Raw genomic sequence first — 15,746 nt, 5'->3', positions numbered from 1 at the left:
TCCGGCCGCCGGCCGTCTACTGGCGGATCGACCAGCCCCGTTCCCGCAGCGCGGCGGTGAGCAGCGGCGCAGCCGTGGGCTCGACCATCAGCTGGACGAGACCGGCCTGCTGCCCGGTCGCGTGCTCGATGCGGACGTCCTCGATGTTCACGCCGGCACGGCCGGTGTCGGCGAAGATTCGGGCCAGCTCGCCCGGCTGGTCGCTGATCAGCACGGCGACGACCTCATAGGCCGTCGGTGCCGTGCCGTGCTTGCCCGGCACCCGTACCCGGCCGGCGTTTCCGCGCCGTAGGACGTCCTCGATGCCGTCCGCGCCGTCCTGGCGCTTGGACTCGTCAGAAGACTGCAGGGACCGCAGCGCGCGGACCGTCTCGTCGAGGTCCGCCGCGACGCCGGCCAGTACGTCGGCCACCGGCCCGGGGTTGGCGGAGAGGATCTCCACCCACATCCGGGGGTCGGACGCCGCGATCCGGGTCACGTCGCGGATGCCCTGCCCGCACAGCCGTACGGCGGTGTCGTCGGCGTCCTCCAGGCGCGCCGCCACCATCGAGGAGATCAGCTGCGGCGTGTGGGAGACGAGGGCGACCGCCCTGTCGTGGGCGTCCGCGTCCATCACGACGGGCACGGCGCGGCAGAGGGCGACCAGCTCGAGGGCGAGGTTGAGGACCTCGGTGTCCGTCTCCCGGGTGGGGGTCAGCACCCAGGGGCGGCCCTCGAAGAGGTCGGCGGTGGCGGCCAGCGGGCCGGAGCGTTCCTTGCCGGACATCGGATGCGTGCCGATGTAGGCGGACAGGTCGAGGCCCATTCCCTCGAGCTCCCGGCGGGGGCCTCCCTTGACGCTGGCCACGTCGAGGTAGCCGCGGGCGACGCCTGCGCGCATGGCCTCGGCGAGCGTGGTGGCGACATGCGCCGGCGGCACGGCGACGACGGCGAGGTCGACGCGACCCTCAGGCCGCTCGTCCGTGCCGGCTCCGAGTGCGGCGGCGGTGCGGGCACGCTCGGCGTCGTGGTCGACGAGGTGCACGGTGACGCCGCGTCCCGCGAGGGCCAGCGCGGCGGACGTACCGATCAGTCCGGTTCCGATGACGAGCGCGGTTCTCACTGGGCGATGTCCTTGCGGAGGGCGGCGGCTGCGCCGAGGTAGACATGGGCGATCTTCGACCGGGGCAGGTCGGACTCGACGTGCGCGAGGATACGGACGACGCGCGGCATGGCCCCGGCGATGTCGAGTTCCTGCGCGCAGATCAGCGGCACGTCGACGATACCGAGCCCGCGCGCCGCGGCCGCGGGGAAGTCGCTGTGCAGGTCCGGGGTGGCGGTGAACCAGACGCTGATCAGATCGTCGACGGCAAGGCCGTTGCGCTCCAGAATGGCGGTGAGCAGCTCGCCGACCTGCTCGCCCATGTGTCCGGCGTCGTCCTCTTCCAGCTGGACGGCTCCGCGGACCGCTCGTACCGCCACGTCGTGCTCCTTCGTTCTCAACCGCCGGTCTTGCCGACCGGTGCTCCGTTTCAGCGTAGTCAGCGCGCGGCGTGGCGGCCGCGGCGACCGCTCTGCGAGACACCGAGTTCCGCGGGACGCGGACCCTCCGGTCCGGCTGCCGCTGGGACCGACGGCCCGTAGAGGCGCACACTGGGCCTGGGCCGACGGGCGGACACGACCGCCCGGTTGCTTCTTCTCCGCCCGTTCGGAGGCCAGGATGCTCGTGCCCCGGGCGGTCGGGGCGACGAGCAGAGGAGAGTGTCATGGACACGAGCCGACGGACGGTCCTCGCGGCGGGCGCGGCCGCGCTGGTGGCGGGATGCGGGGACGACGGCGGGGAGGATCCGGCCACCCGGCCGCCGGACGCCACGCCCACGGAGCCGGGGCAGGACTCCCCCGCTCCCGGCGGCGAGGAGCTCGCGAGGACGGCGGACATCCCGGTCGGCGGCGGCAAGGTCTTCGCCGACAAGAAGATCGTGGTGACGCAGCCGGAGTCCGGCGAATTCAAGGCGTTCTCCGCGGTCTGCACCCACCAGGGCTGCACGGTCGCGAACGTCTCCGACGGGACCATCAACTGTCTCTGCCACGGCAGCAAGTTCGGCCTCGCGGACGCCGCCGTGGAGGCGGGCCCGGCCACGAAGCCGCTGCCGCCGGAGCGGATCACGGTCTCGGGGGACTCGATCCGGCGGGGGTAGGGCCTCACGTAGCCTCTCGGCCATGACTCCGGAGAGACTTGTCCGCGACCACACGGTCTACTCCTGCGTCATGGGGTCGCGCGCCTTCGGGCTGGCCACCGATGACAGCGACACGGACCGGCGCGGGGTGTTCCTCGCTCCCACGCCGCTGTTCTGGGGCTTCGAGAAGCCGCCGACGCATGTCGAGGGGCCCGCGGAGGAGCAGTTCTCCTGGGAGCTCGAGCGCTTCCTCGAGTTGGCGCTGCGCGCCAACCCGAACGTGCTGGAATGCCTGCACTCCCCATCGTCGAGCACGTCGACGACACCGGCCGCGAACTGCTGTCCCTGCGTGGGGCGTTCCTGTCGCGCCGCGCCCACGAGACGTTCGTCCGCTACGCGACCGGCCAGCGCAGGAGGCTCGAAGCGGACGTGCGGCAGCACGGCGCACCGCGCTGGAAGCACGCCATGCATCTGCTGCGGCTGCTGGGCAGTTGCCGCGATCTGCTGCGCACGGGCGAGCTGGTGATCGACGTGGGCGCGGACCGCGAACGGCTGCTCGAGGTGAAACGGGGCGAGGTGCCGTGGGACCGGGTCGAGTCCTGGATGACCCGCCTCGCCACCGAGGCGGACACGGCCGCGACCACCTCTCCGCTCCCGCCCGCCCCGGACCGGGCCCGGGTGGAGGACTTTCTGGTGCGGGTCAGGAGGGCGTCGGCGGGCTGAGAAGTCCGGCCGCACTCCGGCACGGCCGGGGCCGGTCATGGCTCAGGCGTCCCAGAGCGCTCCCAGGGTCACGAGCTCCCCGCGGTACTCGATCCGGTCGGCCCATTCGCGCGGCCACGCGCCGGCGCCGAGGTGGGCCCCCGCGAACGCGCCGGCGAGGCAGGCGATCGAGTCGGAGTCGCCCTTGGTGCAGGCGGCCCGGCGGATGGCCGTGAGGGGCTCCTCGGGGAACATCAGGAAGCACAGCAGGCCCGTGGCGAGCGCCTCCTCCGCGATCCAGCCGTCGCCGGTGGCCAGGCAGGGGTCGAGCTCCGGTTCCGGTGAGCGCAGTGCGGCGGCGAGCCGTTCGAGGATCTGCAGGCACTCGTCCCACCCGCGCGCGATGAACGCCTCAGGCGTCGCGTCGTGCGCGTAGGTCCAGAGGTCGCCGAGCCAGCGGTGCAGGTACCGGCTGCGGTTCTCGTACGCGTACGAGCGCAGCTGGCCCACCAGGCCGGTCGGCTCCGCCCCCTGCGCCAGCAGGAACACCGCGCGGGCCGTGAGGTCGCTCGCGGCGAGGGCGGTCGGGTGGCCGTGGGTGAGTGCTGCCTGCAACTGCGCGGCGCCGGAGCGCTGTTCCTCGCTCAGGCCCGGTACGAGCCCGACGGGCGCGACGCGCATGTTCGCCCCGCAGCCCTTGGAGCCGATCTGACTGGCCGCCTGCCACGGCAGGTCGCTGTCCAGCTTCTGGCAGGCGACCAGACAGGTGCGGCCGGGGGCCCGGTTGTTCTCCGGGGAGTGGTACCAGTCGACGAACTCCTCGCGCACCGGCCTGACGAGCCTGGACGCCACGAGCAGGCCGCGCGACATGGCCGTGCGGATGCCGCGCGCGAGGGCGAGGGTCATCTGGGTGTCGTCGGTGACGATCGCGGGCGTGGGGAGTTCCATCTGCCGCCACGGCCCGCACTTGGCGAGGATGGCCGGTACGTCGTTGAACTCGGTCGGGAAGCCGAGGGCGTCGCCGAGCGCGAGCCCGGTCAGCGCCCCGGTGGCGGCCTGCTTGGTGATGGTCCTGGTGCTCCTCGTCGTGGTCATGTCTGCTGCCGTCCCTCGGGTCGCAGGAGTGGTGGGTGCAGGGCGGACGCGGCTCCCGCCCGGTAGAGCGCGGCCGGTTTTCCGCGGCCTCCGGTGCGGCGCGGTTCGCCCTCGACGGCCTCGACGAAGCCGGGGGTCGCCAGCACCTTGCGCCGGAAGTTGGGGCGGTCCAGTTCGACGCCCCAGACGGTCTCGTACACCTGCTGGAGCTCGCCGAGAGTGAACTCGCGCGGGCAGAAGGCGGTGGCGAGACAGGTGTACTCGAGCTTGGCGCCGATGCGGCTGTGCGCGTCGGCGAGGATCGTGTCGTGGTCGAAGGCGAGGTGCGCGGCCGAGGAGAGTCGTGTCCAGCGGGCGTGCGCCGCGTCGCCGCCGCCGCGCGGCTCCGGCAGGTCCGGTACGAGCGCGGTGTAGGCGACGGACACCACCCGCATCCTCGGGTCGCGGTCCGGGTCGCTGTAGGTGCGCAACTGCTCGAGGTGGAGGTCGGCGGCGGTCTGCTCCGTCAGGCCGGTCTCCTCCGCCAGTTCGCGGCGCGCGGCGGCCTCCGCGGACTCCCTGGGGAGCAGGAACCCGCCGGGCAGTGCCCAGGCGCCCCGGTACGGCTCCTGGCCGCGCTCGACCAGGAGGACGTGCAGCGAGCTCTCCCTGACCGTGAAGACGGCAAGGTCGACGGTGACTGCGAACGGTTCGAAGGCGTACGGGTCGTAGCCCGCCGGACGGGTGTCGCTCATCGCTTCTCCGGGAGAGGCTCCGCGAGGTCCCAGCCCTCGGCGATCAGTGCGTCCACGGCGGCGACCGCGGTGGCGAGCCGCCGCTCGTGCGGTCCGGTGAGCTCGACGGTGCGGCGGCAGGTGCGGGCGAGCTCCTCGCGGAAGCGGCCGGTCATCCAGGGCCGCAGGTGTTCCCCGTCGCGCAGTCCGTCGTCCTCGAAGTCGACGCCCGTATGGTCGGTCAGCAGCCACAGATGCTGGCGGCGCGGCTCGGGGGCCACCGGGTAGGGGCCGCCCATGTACCGCTCGTGCCAGATCGTCGTGGCGAAGGCGTCGGTGTCGCAGAAGACGACCGGCGAGCCGGCCCGCGCTGCGTGCTCCTCGAGCACCGCCTGCCGCCGTGCGATCAGGGGGAACTCGTCGGAGGAGAAGGTGACGTCCTCCCAGCCGGCGCCCGGCCGCCGTGCCCGCAGGGCGGCCAGCTTGTGCTCGCTGAACTCCCGTCCGTACTCGGCCACCCAGCGGGTGTGCGCCCACACTCCGCCGCGCCGCCGGAAGTGCTCGGCGAGCGCCCGGGCCATCGTGGTGGTGCCGGTGGACTCGGCGCCGAGGACGACGACCCGCCGGGCGAGCGCGGCTCGCACCGGCGGCTCGAGGAAGTCCCAGCAGCCGACGGGGTCCTTGCGCACCGCGGTGCCGGAGACCGGGAAGACGCTCCGGTCGGGGTCGACGCAGACGGCGTCGGCGCCGAAGCGGCGGCCGAGCTCCGTGCCGTACGCCTCCGAGGTGAAGACGGCGTGCACGCGGCCGGGGACGGCGGCGCGGAAGACGGCCATGTGCGCGTCCCACGCATCAGGGTCGTGCACGTCGACCGGGATCTCGTCCATGGTGCCCACGACCCGCACCCCGGGGTGCACTTCGCGCATCCACGCGACGCGGTCGGCCAGCGGGATCGTCTCGACGGACGAGGCACAGACGAGGACGGTGAGCCGTTCGCAGCGGTCGGCCGCAGTCCGTACGAGATGGTGGTGGCCGGCGTGCGGCGGATAGAACTTCCCGAGAACCAGGCCGTGTCCGTAGCGCTTCATGCGGCCACCGCCTCACGCCGTACGGACACGTCGCGCGACCAGCCCCGCAGCCCGGCGACGCACAGTGCCATGAAGCCGATGTAGAGCAGGGACGTCAGATAGAGCTCCTTGTAGGCGTACAGCGGTACGTACACCACATCGGCGGCGATCCACAGCCACCAGGACTCCAGACGCTTGCGGCACTGCCCGTACGTGGCCATCAGCGACAGGGCCGTCGTCAGCGCGTCCCAGAAGGGGACGGTGGAGTCGGTGGCGCGGTCGAGGAGGAGGGTGAGGGCGAGTGTCCCCACCACCCCCGCCGCGAGCAGCCAGGTCCACTCGGTGCGGGTGGACCGCCGCACCGGAAGGACGGAAGAACCTGGTCCACCCCCGTGGGTCCAGGTCCACCAGCCGTAGGCGGCGAGGGTGATGAAGACGACCTGCAGGCCCGCGTCGGCGTACAGGCCGGCCTGGGTGAAGAGAAGGACGAAGAAGACGTTGTTGGCGATGCCGATCGGCCAGTTCGCGATGTGCTGGCGCGCGACGAGCCACACACAGAGGGCGCCGCTGCCGAACCCGAGGAACTCGGTCCAGCTCACGGGGGTCCCGAGCACGCTGAACAGCGGCTGCTGCAAGGGCCCGAGGATGTCTGCGAGACTCACGCCCGCCTCCTTAATAGTCATCTTGACTATAAAGGGGCAGCGACGACCGCCACAAGGCCTTTACGACGACGAAGGGCCCGTGACCTGGCAGGTCACGGGCCCTTTTTTGTACGTTTGTGCCGTTACAGACCGACTTCCTTCATCAGCATGCCGACCTCGGTGTTGGTCAGCCGGCGCAGCCAGCCGGACTTCTGGTCGCCCAGCGCGATCGGCCCGAACGCGGTCCGCACGAGCTTGTCGACCGGGAAGCCCGCCTCGGAGAGCATGCGCCGCACGATGTGCTTGCGGCCCTCGTGGAGGGTGACCTCGACGAGGTAGTTCTTGCCGGTGTTCTCCACGACCCGGAAGTGGTCGGCGCGGGCGTAGCCGTCCTCGAGCTGGATGCCCTCCTTGAGGCGCTTGCCCAGCTCCCGCGGCAGCGGCCCCTGGATGGCGGCGAGATAGGTCTTCTTCACGCCGTACTTGGGGTGGGTCAGCCGGTGAGCCAGCTCACCGTGGTTGGTGAGCAGGATGATGCCCTCGGTCTCCGTGTCGAGCCGGCCGACGTGGAACAGCCGGGTCTCACGGTTGGTGACGTAGTCGCCGAGGCACTGCCGCCCGTCGGGGTCCTCCATGGTGGACACGACACCGGCGGGCTTGTTCAGCGCGAAGAACAGGTGCGACTGGGTCGCGACGGTCAGGCCGTCGACCTTGATCTCGTCCTGCTCCGGGTCGACACGGACACCCTGCTCGATCACGATCTTGCCGTTGACCTCGACACGACCGGCGTCGATCAGCTCCTCGCACGCCCGGCGCGAACCCATGCCGGCCCGGGCGAGCACCTTCTGCAGGCGCTCCCCCTCCTGGTCACCGAAGGTCTTGGGGGTCTTGATCTCCGGCTTGTTCGCGTAGCGCTCGCGGTTGCGCTCCTCGGAGCGGGCGTCGTACTCACGCGAACGCGCGGGTGCGGTACGGCCGCCACCGCGCTGGGGCGACTGCCTCGGGCCCCCCTTCGCGCCGCCGCGGGCCGCGCCGCCGCGCCCCTTCTTGGGCGCCTCGGGGGAGCCGCCCACGTCGTAGCGACGCTCCTCGGGGCGAGGCTTCCCGGCGCGCTTCTGCTTGTCGTCGCGGTCGTTGCCGGCACCGCGGTGGTTACCGCGCCCGCCGCCGCTGCTGCCGCGGCCGCCGCTGTTGCCACCACGGCTCCCGCCGTTGTTTCCGCTGCTGTTCCTGCCGCTGCTGCTTCGCATCAAATTTCCGTCTTGTCGTCTGCGTCCTCACGATCCGGTGCATCCGGATCGAACGACGGAACGCCTTCCTGCGTCTCGGCCTCGATCGCGTCCGCCTCCGGTAGGAAGGGCGCGAGCTCCGGAAGCTCGTCCAGGCCGCGCAGGCCCATCCGCTCCAGAAAGTAGTTCGTCGTCCTGTACAGGATCGCACCTGTTTCAGGTTCCGTGCCCGCCTCCTCGACCAGACCCCGCTGAAGAAGGGTGCGCATGACGCCGTCGCAGTTCACTCCGCGCACCGCGGAGACCCTGGAACGGCTCACCGGCTGCCGGTACGCGACCACCGCGAGGGTCTCCAGCGCGGCCTGGGTCAGACGGGCATGCTGTCCGTCGAGCACGAAACGCTCGACCGCCGCGGCGTGCTCCGGGCGGCTGTAGAACCGCCAGCCGCCGGCGACGAGCCGCAGTTCGAAGCCGCGGCCCTGGATCGCGTACTCGTCCGCGAGCTCCCGCAGCGCGTCCGCGACGGCCCTCCTGGGCTGCTCCAGCACCTTGGCGAGGTGCTCTTCCGTCGCCGGCTCGTCGACGACCATGAGGACGGCCTCGAGCGCGGGCTTGAGCTCGCTCACTGCTTCTCCTCCACGACTTGATCGAACTCGTCCGTGACGGCCACCGCCTCGGCCCCGCCCCCGGCCCACACCACCGTCAGCTCGCCCAGCGCCTCGTCCTGGTCGAGCGCGACCGCCTTCTCCCGGTACAGCTCCAGCAGGGCGAGGAACCGGGCGACGACGGTGAGGGTGTCCGGAGCGTCCTCCGAGAGCTCACGGAACGACGCCCTGCCCCGCTCCCTGAGCATCGCGACCACGACCTCGGCCTGCTCCCTGACGCTGACCAGCGGCGCGTGGATGTGGTCCACGTACACCTGCGGCTTCGCCTTCGGCTGCATGGCCTTCACCGCGAGCTTGGCGAAGCCCTCGGCGCCGACGCTGATGACGACCTCGGGGAGCAGCTCCGCGAGGTGTGCCTCGAGCCCGACGGTACGGGGGTACCGCCGCGCCTCCTCGTCGAGGCGCCGGTCGAAGATGTCGGCGATCTGCTTGTACGCGCGGTACTGGAGCAGCCGGGCGAAGAGCAGGTCACGGGCCTCCAGCAGCGCCAGGTCCGCCTCGTCCTCGACCTCGGCGGCGGGCAGCAGCCGGGCGGCCTTGAGGTCGAGCAGCGTCGCCGCGACCACAAGGAACTCTGTGGTCTGGTCGAGGTCCCAGTCGGGTCCCATGGCCCGGATGTACGCCATGAACTCGTCGGTGACCTTGGAGAGCGCCACCTCGGTCACGTCGAGCTTGTGCTTCGAGATGAGCTGCAGCAGCAGGTCGAACGGCCCTTCGAAGTTGACGAGCCGCACGGTGAACCGCCCGTCCCCACTCCCGGCGGCGTCGCCCGCCCCGTGCTGCGCATCGGAACCAGGTCCGGTCCTGGACGACGCACCCCCGGCGACCGACGGCGCGGCAGGGGCCTCCGGGCCGCCGGACCGGTCGCGCAATGCCTGGACGTCCGGCTCCGGGGAACCGCCTGCGTCGTCGCGCGGCGGACGTCGCCCGGGCTCCGCAGGCTCGGCCCCCGTCTCAGGAAGAGGCGGGGCCGGTGAATCGACCGCCTCGGCCGGCGCCACAGTGGTCGGCGCCTCCGGGCCCTCGGGCCCGTCGTTGCCGTCCCGGCCGTCCCCGTCGCCTTCGTCATCGCGCGGCGGACGGCGTCCGGACTCCGATGACTCGGCCCCCGTTCCGGGCAGGGGCGGGGTCGGGGAGTCGACGGCCCGCTCCGCCGCAGCGTCGCCGTCGTCGTCGTGGAGCGGACGGCGGCCGGGGTCCGGGTGCTCACCTCCCGCTCCGGAAAGGGGCGGGCTATGGGAAACCGCTCCCTGGCGCGAAGCGCCCGGTCCCCGCCCCAGGGCACGGCGGCGGGACGGGCCGGACGGGTCGTCGTTCGGGGGCATGGCGGTCCAGGGAGCGGGAGGAACAGGCGCGCCCGCAGGCTACCCGCTCAGCGACCCCGCAGGCGTCTCACGAGGATGCTCGCGTCGCCCCGCTGCTCGAGGTCCGCGAGGACCACCGCCACCGCCTCGCGGACGATCCGGCCGCGGTCGACGGCCAGACCGTGCTCGCCGCGCAGCACCAGCCGCGCGTGCTCGAGGTCCATGAGTTCCTCGGCGGAGACGTAGACCGTGATCTTCTCGTCGTGACGTTCGCGCCCGCTCGGCCGGCGGTTCGCGCCGCGCCCCCGCCTGCGGGGGGCGGCGCCGGCGACGGGGCCCGCGGTCCCGCCCTCCTGGGGGCGGCGCGCCTGGGGCGTCATCGCCCGTCCGGCGGCGGCCGCGGCGTCCGTTGCCCGGCTGCGGCCCTCCTCGGAGGGGTCCGCGTCGGCGGCGGAGTGCTCCTCGGACGACGAGGCGGACGCGGAGGCCGACTCGGCCCCGGCCTCGTCCGGTTCGCCCTGCGCCGGCACCCGCGGTTCACCGTTGGCGTTCGACGTGTTCTGAGCGTTGTTCGGGGTGTTCGGGTTCCCCTGCTTGCGCGGGGACGACGACTGCAGCGCCATGCCCCCGGTCGTACGGAACAGCTCGTCGGCCCCGGGCAGACTCACTCGGCGTGACACCGGGCGAGCACCTCCCTGGCGAGCTGGCGGTATGCGGCGGCGCCGACGGAGTTCGACGCGTAGGTCGTGATCGGCTCACCGGCGACCGTGGTCTCCGGGAAGCGGACGGTCCGCCCGATGACCGTGTGGTAGACGTGGTCGTCGAACGCCTCGACGACGCGCGCCAGCACCTCGCGGCTGTGCACGGTCCGCGAGTCGTACATCGTGGCGAGAATGCCGTCGAGCTCGAGGTCGGGGTTGAGCCGCTCCTGGACCTTCTCGATCGTCTCGGTCAGCAGCGCGACACCGCGCAGCGCGAAGAACTCGCACTCGAGCGGCACTATCACCTTGTGCGCCGCGGTCAGCGCGTTGACGGTGAGCAGACCGAGCGACGGCTGACAGTCGATCACGATGTAGTCGTAGTCGGACATCAGCGGCTTCAACGCGCGCTGGAGCGTCGACTCGCGCGCGACCTCGCTCACCAACTGCACTTCCGCGGCCGAGAGGTCGATGTTGCTCGGCAGCAGGTCCATGTTGGGCACGGCGGTCTTCAGGAGGACCTCGTCGGCCGACATGCCCCGCTCCATGAGCAGGTTGTAGACGGTGAGGTCGAGCTCCATCGGGTTGACGCCGAGACCCACCGACAGCGCGCCCTGCGGGTCGAAGTCGACGAGCAGCACCCGCCGTCCGTACTCGGCGAGCGCGGCGCCCAGGTTGATGGTCGACGTCGTCTTGCCGACGCCGCCCTTCTGGTTGCACATCGCGATGATCTTGGCGGGGCCGTGGTCGGTCAGCGGGCCCGGGATCGGGAAGTACGGCAGCGGACGCCCGGTGGGGCCGATCCGCTCGCGGCGCTGGCGGGCAGCGTCGGGCGCGAGGGTGGCCGCGTACTCGGGGTCGGGCTCGTACTCGGCATCGGGGTCGTAGAAGTGCCCTTCGGGGACTTCCTCGTAGGCGGCGAAGTGGGTGGACTCTCGGCCACTCTCGTTGCCGGCCATGGCGTTCACGTGTTGGCCGTCCATCATCTTCATCGTGTGGGCTGTCGTCATGTGCGTCGTGTGCTGGTGCGTCGCGAAGGTGCGGACAGCGACGGAGCCGACATCCTCGAGACCGGACGACGGGCCCTGGCCCGCCGGAACCGTTCCTGGCCGACCACCCCCGGGAGTAAATGTCGACTCATTCACAAGTCGTCTTACCTCCTTGGACCGTGACCAGGAAACTTATCGATAGGTCAGCGTGGCACCATGCCGACGGTTTGCGACTCTATGGCGTGTCACCGGTCCGCAGCAACACAATCCGCCGGACCCGGCCCGATGTGTCGGCAATCGAACACCCCTCTGTCAAGGGCGCACAGGCCCTTCCGCGTGCCCCCGTCCGCACGTTTCGAGGGTTCGCGAAACGGTTAAAGGGTTACGTTCGAGGCGAGTTGAGCGAGCCCCGCAAAAGGGGCGGAGACGAATCCGGCCGGACCTTGCTGAGCAAGGTCCGGCCGGACTTGTGATGTTGACGCCGCTGGTTGACCGCTCAGCCGAGCAGCGCGCTCAGCTCGACGCTCTCGAGCCCGTGCGCCTCGGCGACCTCGCGGTAAACCACCTTGCCGTCATGGGTGTTGAGGCCCTTGGCGAGCGCCGGGTCACGGCGCAGCGCCTCGACCCAGCCGTTGTTCGCCAGCGACACGATGTAGGGCATCGTGGCGTTGGTCAGCGCGTAGGTGGAGGTGTTCGGCACCGCGCCGGGCATGTTGGCGACGCAGTAGAAGACCGAGTCGTGGACGTTGAACGTCGGCTCGGCGTGGGTGGTCGGACGGGAGTCCTCGAAGCAGCCACCCTGATCGATTGCAATGTCGACAAGTACACTTCCGGGCTTCATCTTGGCGACGAGCTCGTTGGTGACCAGCTTCGGCGCCTTGGCTCCGGGGATGAGCACGGCACCGATGACGAGGTCGGCCTCGACGACCGCCTTCTCCAGCTCGAAGGCGTTGGAGACGATCGTCTGCACCTTGGTGCCGAAGATCTTGTCCGCCTCGCGCAGCTTGTTGATGTCCCGGTCGAGCAGGGTCACGTGGAAGCCCATGCCGACCGCGATCTGCGTGGCGTTCCAGCCGGACACGCCGCCGCCGATGACGACGGCCCTGCCGGCCTGGGTGCCGGGGACGCCACCGGGGAGCACGCCACGGCCGCCGGCCGAACGCATCAGGTGGTACGCGCCGACCTGGGGGGCGAGACGGCCCGCGACCTCGGACATCGGGGCGAGCAGCGGCAGGGCCCGGTCCACCTCGACCGTCTCGTAGGCGATCGCGGTGGTGCCGGACTCCAGCAGGGCGTCGGTGCACTCGCGGGAGGCGGCGAGGTGCAGGTAGGTGAAGAGGGTCTGATCCTTGCGGAGACGGTGGTACTCCTCCGCGATCGGCTCCTTGACCTTCAGCAGCAGGTCGGCGGTGGCCCAGACCTCGTCGGCGGTGGGCAGGATCCGGGCTCCGGCCGCGACGTACTCGTCGTCCGTGATCGAGGAGCCGACACCGGCGTTCTGCTCGATGAAGACCTGGTGCCCGTTGCGCACGAGCTCGTGCACGCCGGCGGGGGTGATGGCCACCCGGAACTCGTTGTTCTTGACCTCGCGGGGGATGCCGACCTTCACGTCGATCACGGTCCTTGGCTCAGGGGATTTATCGGTCGATGACGCGCGTACCCAGATGCACACAGGCATACCGGGACACACCACGAGAAGCTGTGGCGTTGCCAGTCTAATGAAGGATTTCCCGCTGTCTAGCCTTGCAAAGCATTAACCTTCGAGCGAACTGCCACGGATTTCGTAGGTTGAATCCTCTGTTCCAAGCATTCTTTCCGCGGCGGTGCGGTGCAGCCTTGCCGCGGCCGGGTCGCCGAGCCGGTCGAGGGTGTCGGCAAGCCTGAGCTGCAGCGCGGCCTGGAGCCGTGTGTCCCCGGCCCGCCGGGCCAGGTCCACCGCGTCCTGGCAGGTGCGAAGGCATTCCTCCGGCCGCCCCGCGTACTCCTGGACGCGGGCCGCCTCGCTCAACGCCCGCGCCTGGGAGGGCAGATCACCGACCTTGCGATAGCCGGCGACCGCCGCCCGCCAGCTGCGCAGCGCCTCGCCGTACCGACCCGCGTAGGTGTGCGCGGTGCCGAGCCGTCCGTACAGCCGCGCCTCGTCGGCGCGCTCACCGCGTGCCTGGCGCTGCGCGAGGGCACGGCCGTACCAGTCGGCCGCCCGCTGCCAGTCGCACAGCTCCTGGTACGCGCCGCCTACGGATTCCATCGCGCGGCCCGTCGCGTACGGATCGTTCGCGGCGCGTCCCGCGTCGAGCGCGGCCCGGTAGCGGGCCAGCGCGTCGGCGGTACGACCGGTCTGCGCGTCCAGGTCGGCGAGGTTGAGCAGCGCGGCGGCCTGCTCCCGGTGCAGCCCGCGCCGCTCGGCGACGTCGAGGACCAGTTGGTGCAACCCGTACAGCTCGGGGGCGGCCGCCTCCGTGCCCCAGTGCGCCGCCAGTGCCCTGACCAGGGCGGCGACCAGCCTGCGCGCCAGGGTGTCGAGCTCGCCGTCGTCGACGACGAGACGCGCCGCGGCCAGCAGCTCGGGCCGGCTGGTGCGTAGCCACTCACCTGCGGCCCACGCCGAGGTGAAGCGCAGGGCCCGGGGCAGGGCGGCCAGCTTCTTGCGGGCCGGGGATCCTTCGGGCTCGGTGATCGCGCGGCAGGCCTGGAGCCGCCGTACGGTTCGCTCGAGCATCCTGGCCCGTGCCAGCTGCACCTCGGCGGGCCGGTCGGCGCTCTCCATCAGCGTGCGCAGCAGCGGCGCGAGCGCGCCCGGCACTTCGAACGACGCCCCGGCACGGCGCAGCAGTCCGAGCCCCGCGAAACGGTCGAGCGACTCCTGGGCGGCCGAGACTGAGCATCCGGCGAGTGCGGAGGCGGTGTGCGCGTCCGCGCGGCCGGCGGGCGCGAGGGCGAGAAGCCGCAGCGTCCGCGCGGCCGACTGCGGCAGTGACTCGTACACCAGCCGGAAGGCCCTGGTCAGAGGCCTGGCCCCGGTCGGCCGGGCCGCGTCGTCGGGAAGTGTGCGCAGCCGCTTGGCGGCGTCGGCGACGGAGGCCTTGGGGCGGGCGGCGAGCCAGCCGCCGACCAGCACCAGCGCGGCGGGCTGGCCGCCGCACTCCTCGGCGATCGCCTCGGCCGCCTGCGGGTCCACCGTGATCCGCACGGACCCGGTGAAGGTGGCGAGCAGCTCGATCGCGGACTTGGCGTCCATGCCGCCGAGCGTGCAGGGCCTCACGTCCGGGATGCCGGTGAGCGGACCCTGGGACACGGCGACGACCAGGCAGTCCGGGTTCTGCGGCAGCAGCAGGTCGACCTGCTCGGCGTCCGTGGCGTCATCGATGAGCAGCAGCACCCTGCGTACGGCGAGGGCCTCGCGCACCATCTCGGTCAGTTCGTCGTCGCCAGCGCCGGGCGGGGAGGTGATCCGGAGCCGGTCGAGCAGTCCGCGTGCCGCCTGCTCCATGGGGACCGGCCGGCCGTCCGGCTCGGTGAGCCGGACGTAGAGGATCCCGTCGGGGTAGCGGTCGCCCAGCCTGAGGGCGAGCTGCTGGGCGAGCGTTGATCGCCCGGAGCCGGGGCGCCCTGCGATCAGCAGCACCCGTGCGCGTGGCGCCTTGCGGCCGGCGAGCGTGTCGAGACCGGCGCGCTCGATGTCGGCGACGAGCGCCTTGAGCTCCCGCTGCCGGCCGAAGAACAGCCCGCCGGGGTGCGTGCCGTCCTGCCCGGGCTGCCTCCCACTGCGAGCCTGCCCCGCACCACCCGCCGGCACGGGCCCCCCGACTCCGCGCGGCGCCTCTGGCTCCGGGGGTGAGCCGCCGCCTGTCGGAGGGGCATCGGAGTCCTTGCCGATCGCCGCCGGACCGGGCTCCCCGGGCCCGCGTACTTCCGGACCTGGCTCCGCGAGCCCGCGTACTTCCGGACCGGGCTCCGCGAGCCCGCGTACTTCCGGACCGGGCTCCCCGGGCAGCCCGACTTCCGCAGGGTCGCGTTCGGCCTCGGCGCCCGCCACCGAGCCGCGCCCTTCGGGTACGCCGACTTCTGCTTGGTGCCGCTCCAGGGCCGCATCGGCCCCCACACGGCCACGCTCCGGCCCTCCGGTTCGCGCCGGGACCGGTTCGGGACGTTCGGCGGACGCCGCCGGGCCCGCCTCCGGGGACCTGCCCACTCCCGGAGCGGGTCCGGGACGTTCGGCCGACGCCGCCGAACCGGGTTCCGACGGGACGGCGGACGGCCCCCGGCCCACGCCGGAAGCGTGGGTGGCCACCGGTTCTTCGGCGTCCTGCCGCCCAGGCCCCTCCGTCCCGGGCCCGGCCTCGTCCGCGGCGGGCCCCGCGGCCGCAGGTGCCGGCGCCCGGGTCAGGGAAACCACGCGCGGGGCCGGCGAGTCATCATCGGGCCCCTTGGGGCGGTGGGCCGGCTCAGGAGGGACCGACCGGTCGGGGCCGTCCAAGTCCAGCGCC

General features: G+C 72.1%; 14 protein-coding genes and 1 pseudogene. 2 read left to right on the top strand and 13 right to left on the bottom strand.

What is annotated here, in order from left to right; translation table 11 throughout:
• Nucleotides 1-16 precede the first annotated feature (16 nt).
• Both GLX30_RS27655 and aroH read right to left on the bottom strand, forming a co-directional pair.
• A complete protein-coding gene (locus tag GLX30_RS27655; protein ID WP_159693362.1) occupies nucleotides 17-1,102 on the bottom strand; it encodes a prephenate dehydrogenase in 1,086 nt (361 codons plus the stop codon).
• Entirely contained in the window at nucleotides 1,099-1,461 is a 363-nt protein-coding gene (gene aroH / locus GLX30_RS27650; RefSeq protein ID WP_159693360.1) for a chorismate mutase, read from the bottom strand. The genes GLX30_RS27655 and aroH overlap by 4 nt, the downstream gene beginning before the upstream one ends.
• A 284-nt stretch (nucleotides 1,462-1,745) precedes the next feature.
• Here aroH and GLX30_RS27645 point away from each other — a divergent pair, with 284 nt between their 5' ends.
• Nucleotides 1,746-2,177, top strand: coding sequence for a Rieske (2Fe-2S) protein (locus GLX30_RS27645; protein ID WP_159693358.1), 432 nt, complete (start codon nucleotides 1,746-1,748; stop codon nucleotides 2,175-2,177).
• Nucleotides 2,178-2,199: 22 nt separating this feature from the next.
• Nucleotides 2,200-2,879 (top strand): annotated as a pseudogene (locus GLX30_RS27640) (nucleotidyltransferase domain-containing protein).
• A 42-nt stretch (nucleotides 2,880-2,921) separates the two neighbouring features.
• On the opposite strand, the gene GLX30_RS27635 reads toward GLX30_RS27640, so the two are convergent.
• The 11 genes from GLX30_RS27635 to GLX30_RS27585 form a co-directional block, all read right to left on the bottom strand.
• Entirely contained in the window at nucleotides 2,922-3,953 is a 1,032-nt protein-coding gene (locus GLX30_RS27635) for an ADP-ribosylglycohydrolase family protein (protein ID WP_159693356.1), read from the bottom strand.
• Nucleotides 3,950-4,687, bottom strand: a complete 738-nt coding sequence (locus tag GLX30_RS27630; RefSeq protein ID WP_159693354.1) for an NUDIX domain-containing protein — start codon at nucleotides 4,685-4,687, stop codon at nucleotides 3,950-3,952. The genes GLX30_RS27635 and GLX30_RS27630 overlap by 4 nt, the downstream gene beginning before the upstream one ends.
• On the bottom strand, nucleotides 4,684-5,754 hold the full coding sequence (locus GLX30_RS27625) for an AAA family ATPase (RefSeq protein WP_159693352.1): 1,071 nt from the start codon (nucleotides 5,752-5,754) through the stop codon (nucleotides 4,684-4,686). Before GLX30_RS27625 ends, GLX30_RS27630 begins: the two co-directional genes overlap by 4 nt.
• Entirely contained in the window at nucleotides 5,751-6,395 is a 645-nt protein-coding gene (pnuC, locus tag GLX30_RS27620) for a nicotinamide riboside transporter PnuC (RefSeq protein WP_159693350.1), read from the bottom strand. Before pnuC ends, GLX30_RS27625 begins: the two co-directional genes overlap by 4 nt.
• A 122-nt stretch (nucleotides 6,396-6,517) precedes the next feature.
• The gene (locus GLX30_RS27615; RefSeq protein ID WP_005319243.1) at nucleotides 6,518-7,624 is read right to left on the bottom strand and encodes a pseudouridine synthase; all 1,107 of its coding nucleotides are present in this window, start codon (nucleotides 7,622-7,624) and stop codon (nucleotides 6,518-6,520) included.
• Complete coding sequence (gene scpB, locus GLX30_RS27610) at nucleotides 7,624-8,229, bottom strand: SMC-Scp complex subunit ScpB (RefSeq protein WP_244258296.1); 606 nt, start codon at nucleotides 8,227-8,229, stop codon at nucleotides 7,624-7,626. Before scpB ends, GLX30_RS27615 begins: the two co-directional genes overlap by 1 nt.
• Nucleotides 8,226-9,593, bottom strand: coding sequence for a segregation/condensation protein A (locus GLX30_RS27605; protein WP_159693346.1), 1,368 nt, complete (start codon nucleotides 9,591-9,593; stop codon nucleotides 8,226-8,228). The genes scpB and GLX30_RS27605 overlap by 4 nt, the downstream gene beginning before the upstream one ends.
• A gap of 47 nt (nucleotides 9,594-9,640) precedes the next feature.
• The gene (locus GLX30_RS27600) at nucleotides 9,641-10,240 is read right to left on the bottom strand and encodes a hypothetical protein (protein WP_159695287.1); all 600 of its coding nucleotides are present in this window, start codon (nucleotides 10,238-10,240) and stop codon (nucleotides 9,641-9,643) included.
• Entirely contained in the window at nucleotides 10,237-11,415 is a 1,179-nt protein-coding gene (locus GLX30_RS27595) for a ParA family protein (RefSeq protein WP_159693344.1), read from the bottom strand. The genes GLX30_RS27600 and GLX30_RS27595 overlap by 4 nt, the downstream gene beginning before the upstream one ends.
• Before the next feature lie 340 nt (nucleotides 11,416-11,755).
• Entirely contained in the window at nucleotides 11,756-12,868 is a 1,113-nt protein-coding gene (gene ald, locus GLX30_RS27590; RefSeq protein WP_159695286.1) for an alanine dehydrogenase, read from the bottom strand.
• 144 nt (nucleotides 12,869-13,012) lie between these two features.
• A complete protein-coding gene (locus GLX30_RS27585; protein WP_244258509.1) occupies nucleotides 13,013-14,983 on the bottom strand; it encodes a tetratricopeptide repeat protein in 1,971 nt (656 codons plus the stop codon).
• Nucleotides 14,984-15,746 lie beyond the last annotated feature (763 nt).

It is taken from the genome of Streptomyces sp. Tu 2975 (assembly GCF_009832925.1).
GTDB lineage: Bacteria > Actinomycetota > Actinomycetes > Streptomycetales > Streptomycetaceae > Streptomyces.
Note: the sequence above shows the minus strand (reverse complement) of the source record. Positions and strands in the feature narration are given on the sequence as shown.

Coding starts and splice junctions, on each gene's coding strand:
- GLX30_RS27615 (WP_005319243.1), bottom strand. CDS start 7,624: ATGCGAAGCAGCAGCGGCAGGAACAGCAGCGGAAACAACGGCGGGAGC.
- GLX30_RS27635 (WP_159693356.1), bottom strand. CDS start 3,953: ATGACCACGACGAGGAGCACCAGGACCATCACCAAGCAGGCCGCCACC.
- GLX30_RS27645 (WP_159693358.1), top strand. CDS start 1,746: ATGGACACGAGCCGACGGACGGTCCTCGCGGCGGGCGCGGCCGCGCTG.
- GLX30_RS27605 (WP_159693346.1), bottom strand. CDS start 9,593: ATGCCCCCGAACGACGACCCGTCCGGCCCGTCCCGCCGCCGTGCCCTG.
- GLX30_RS27625 (WP_159693352.1), bottom strand. CDS start 5,754: ATGAAGCGCTACGGACACGGCCTGGTTCTCGGGAAGTTCTATCCGCCG.
- GLX30_RS27630 (WP_159693354.1), bottom strand. CDS start 4,687: ATGAGCGACACCCGTCCGGCGGGCTACGACCCGTACGCCTTCGAACCG.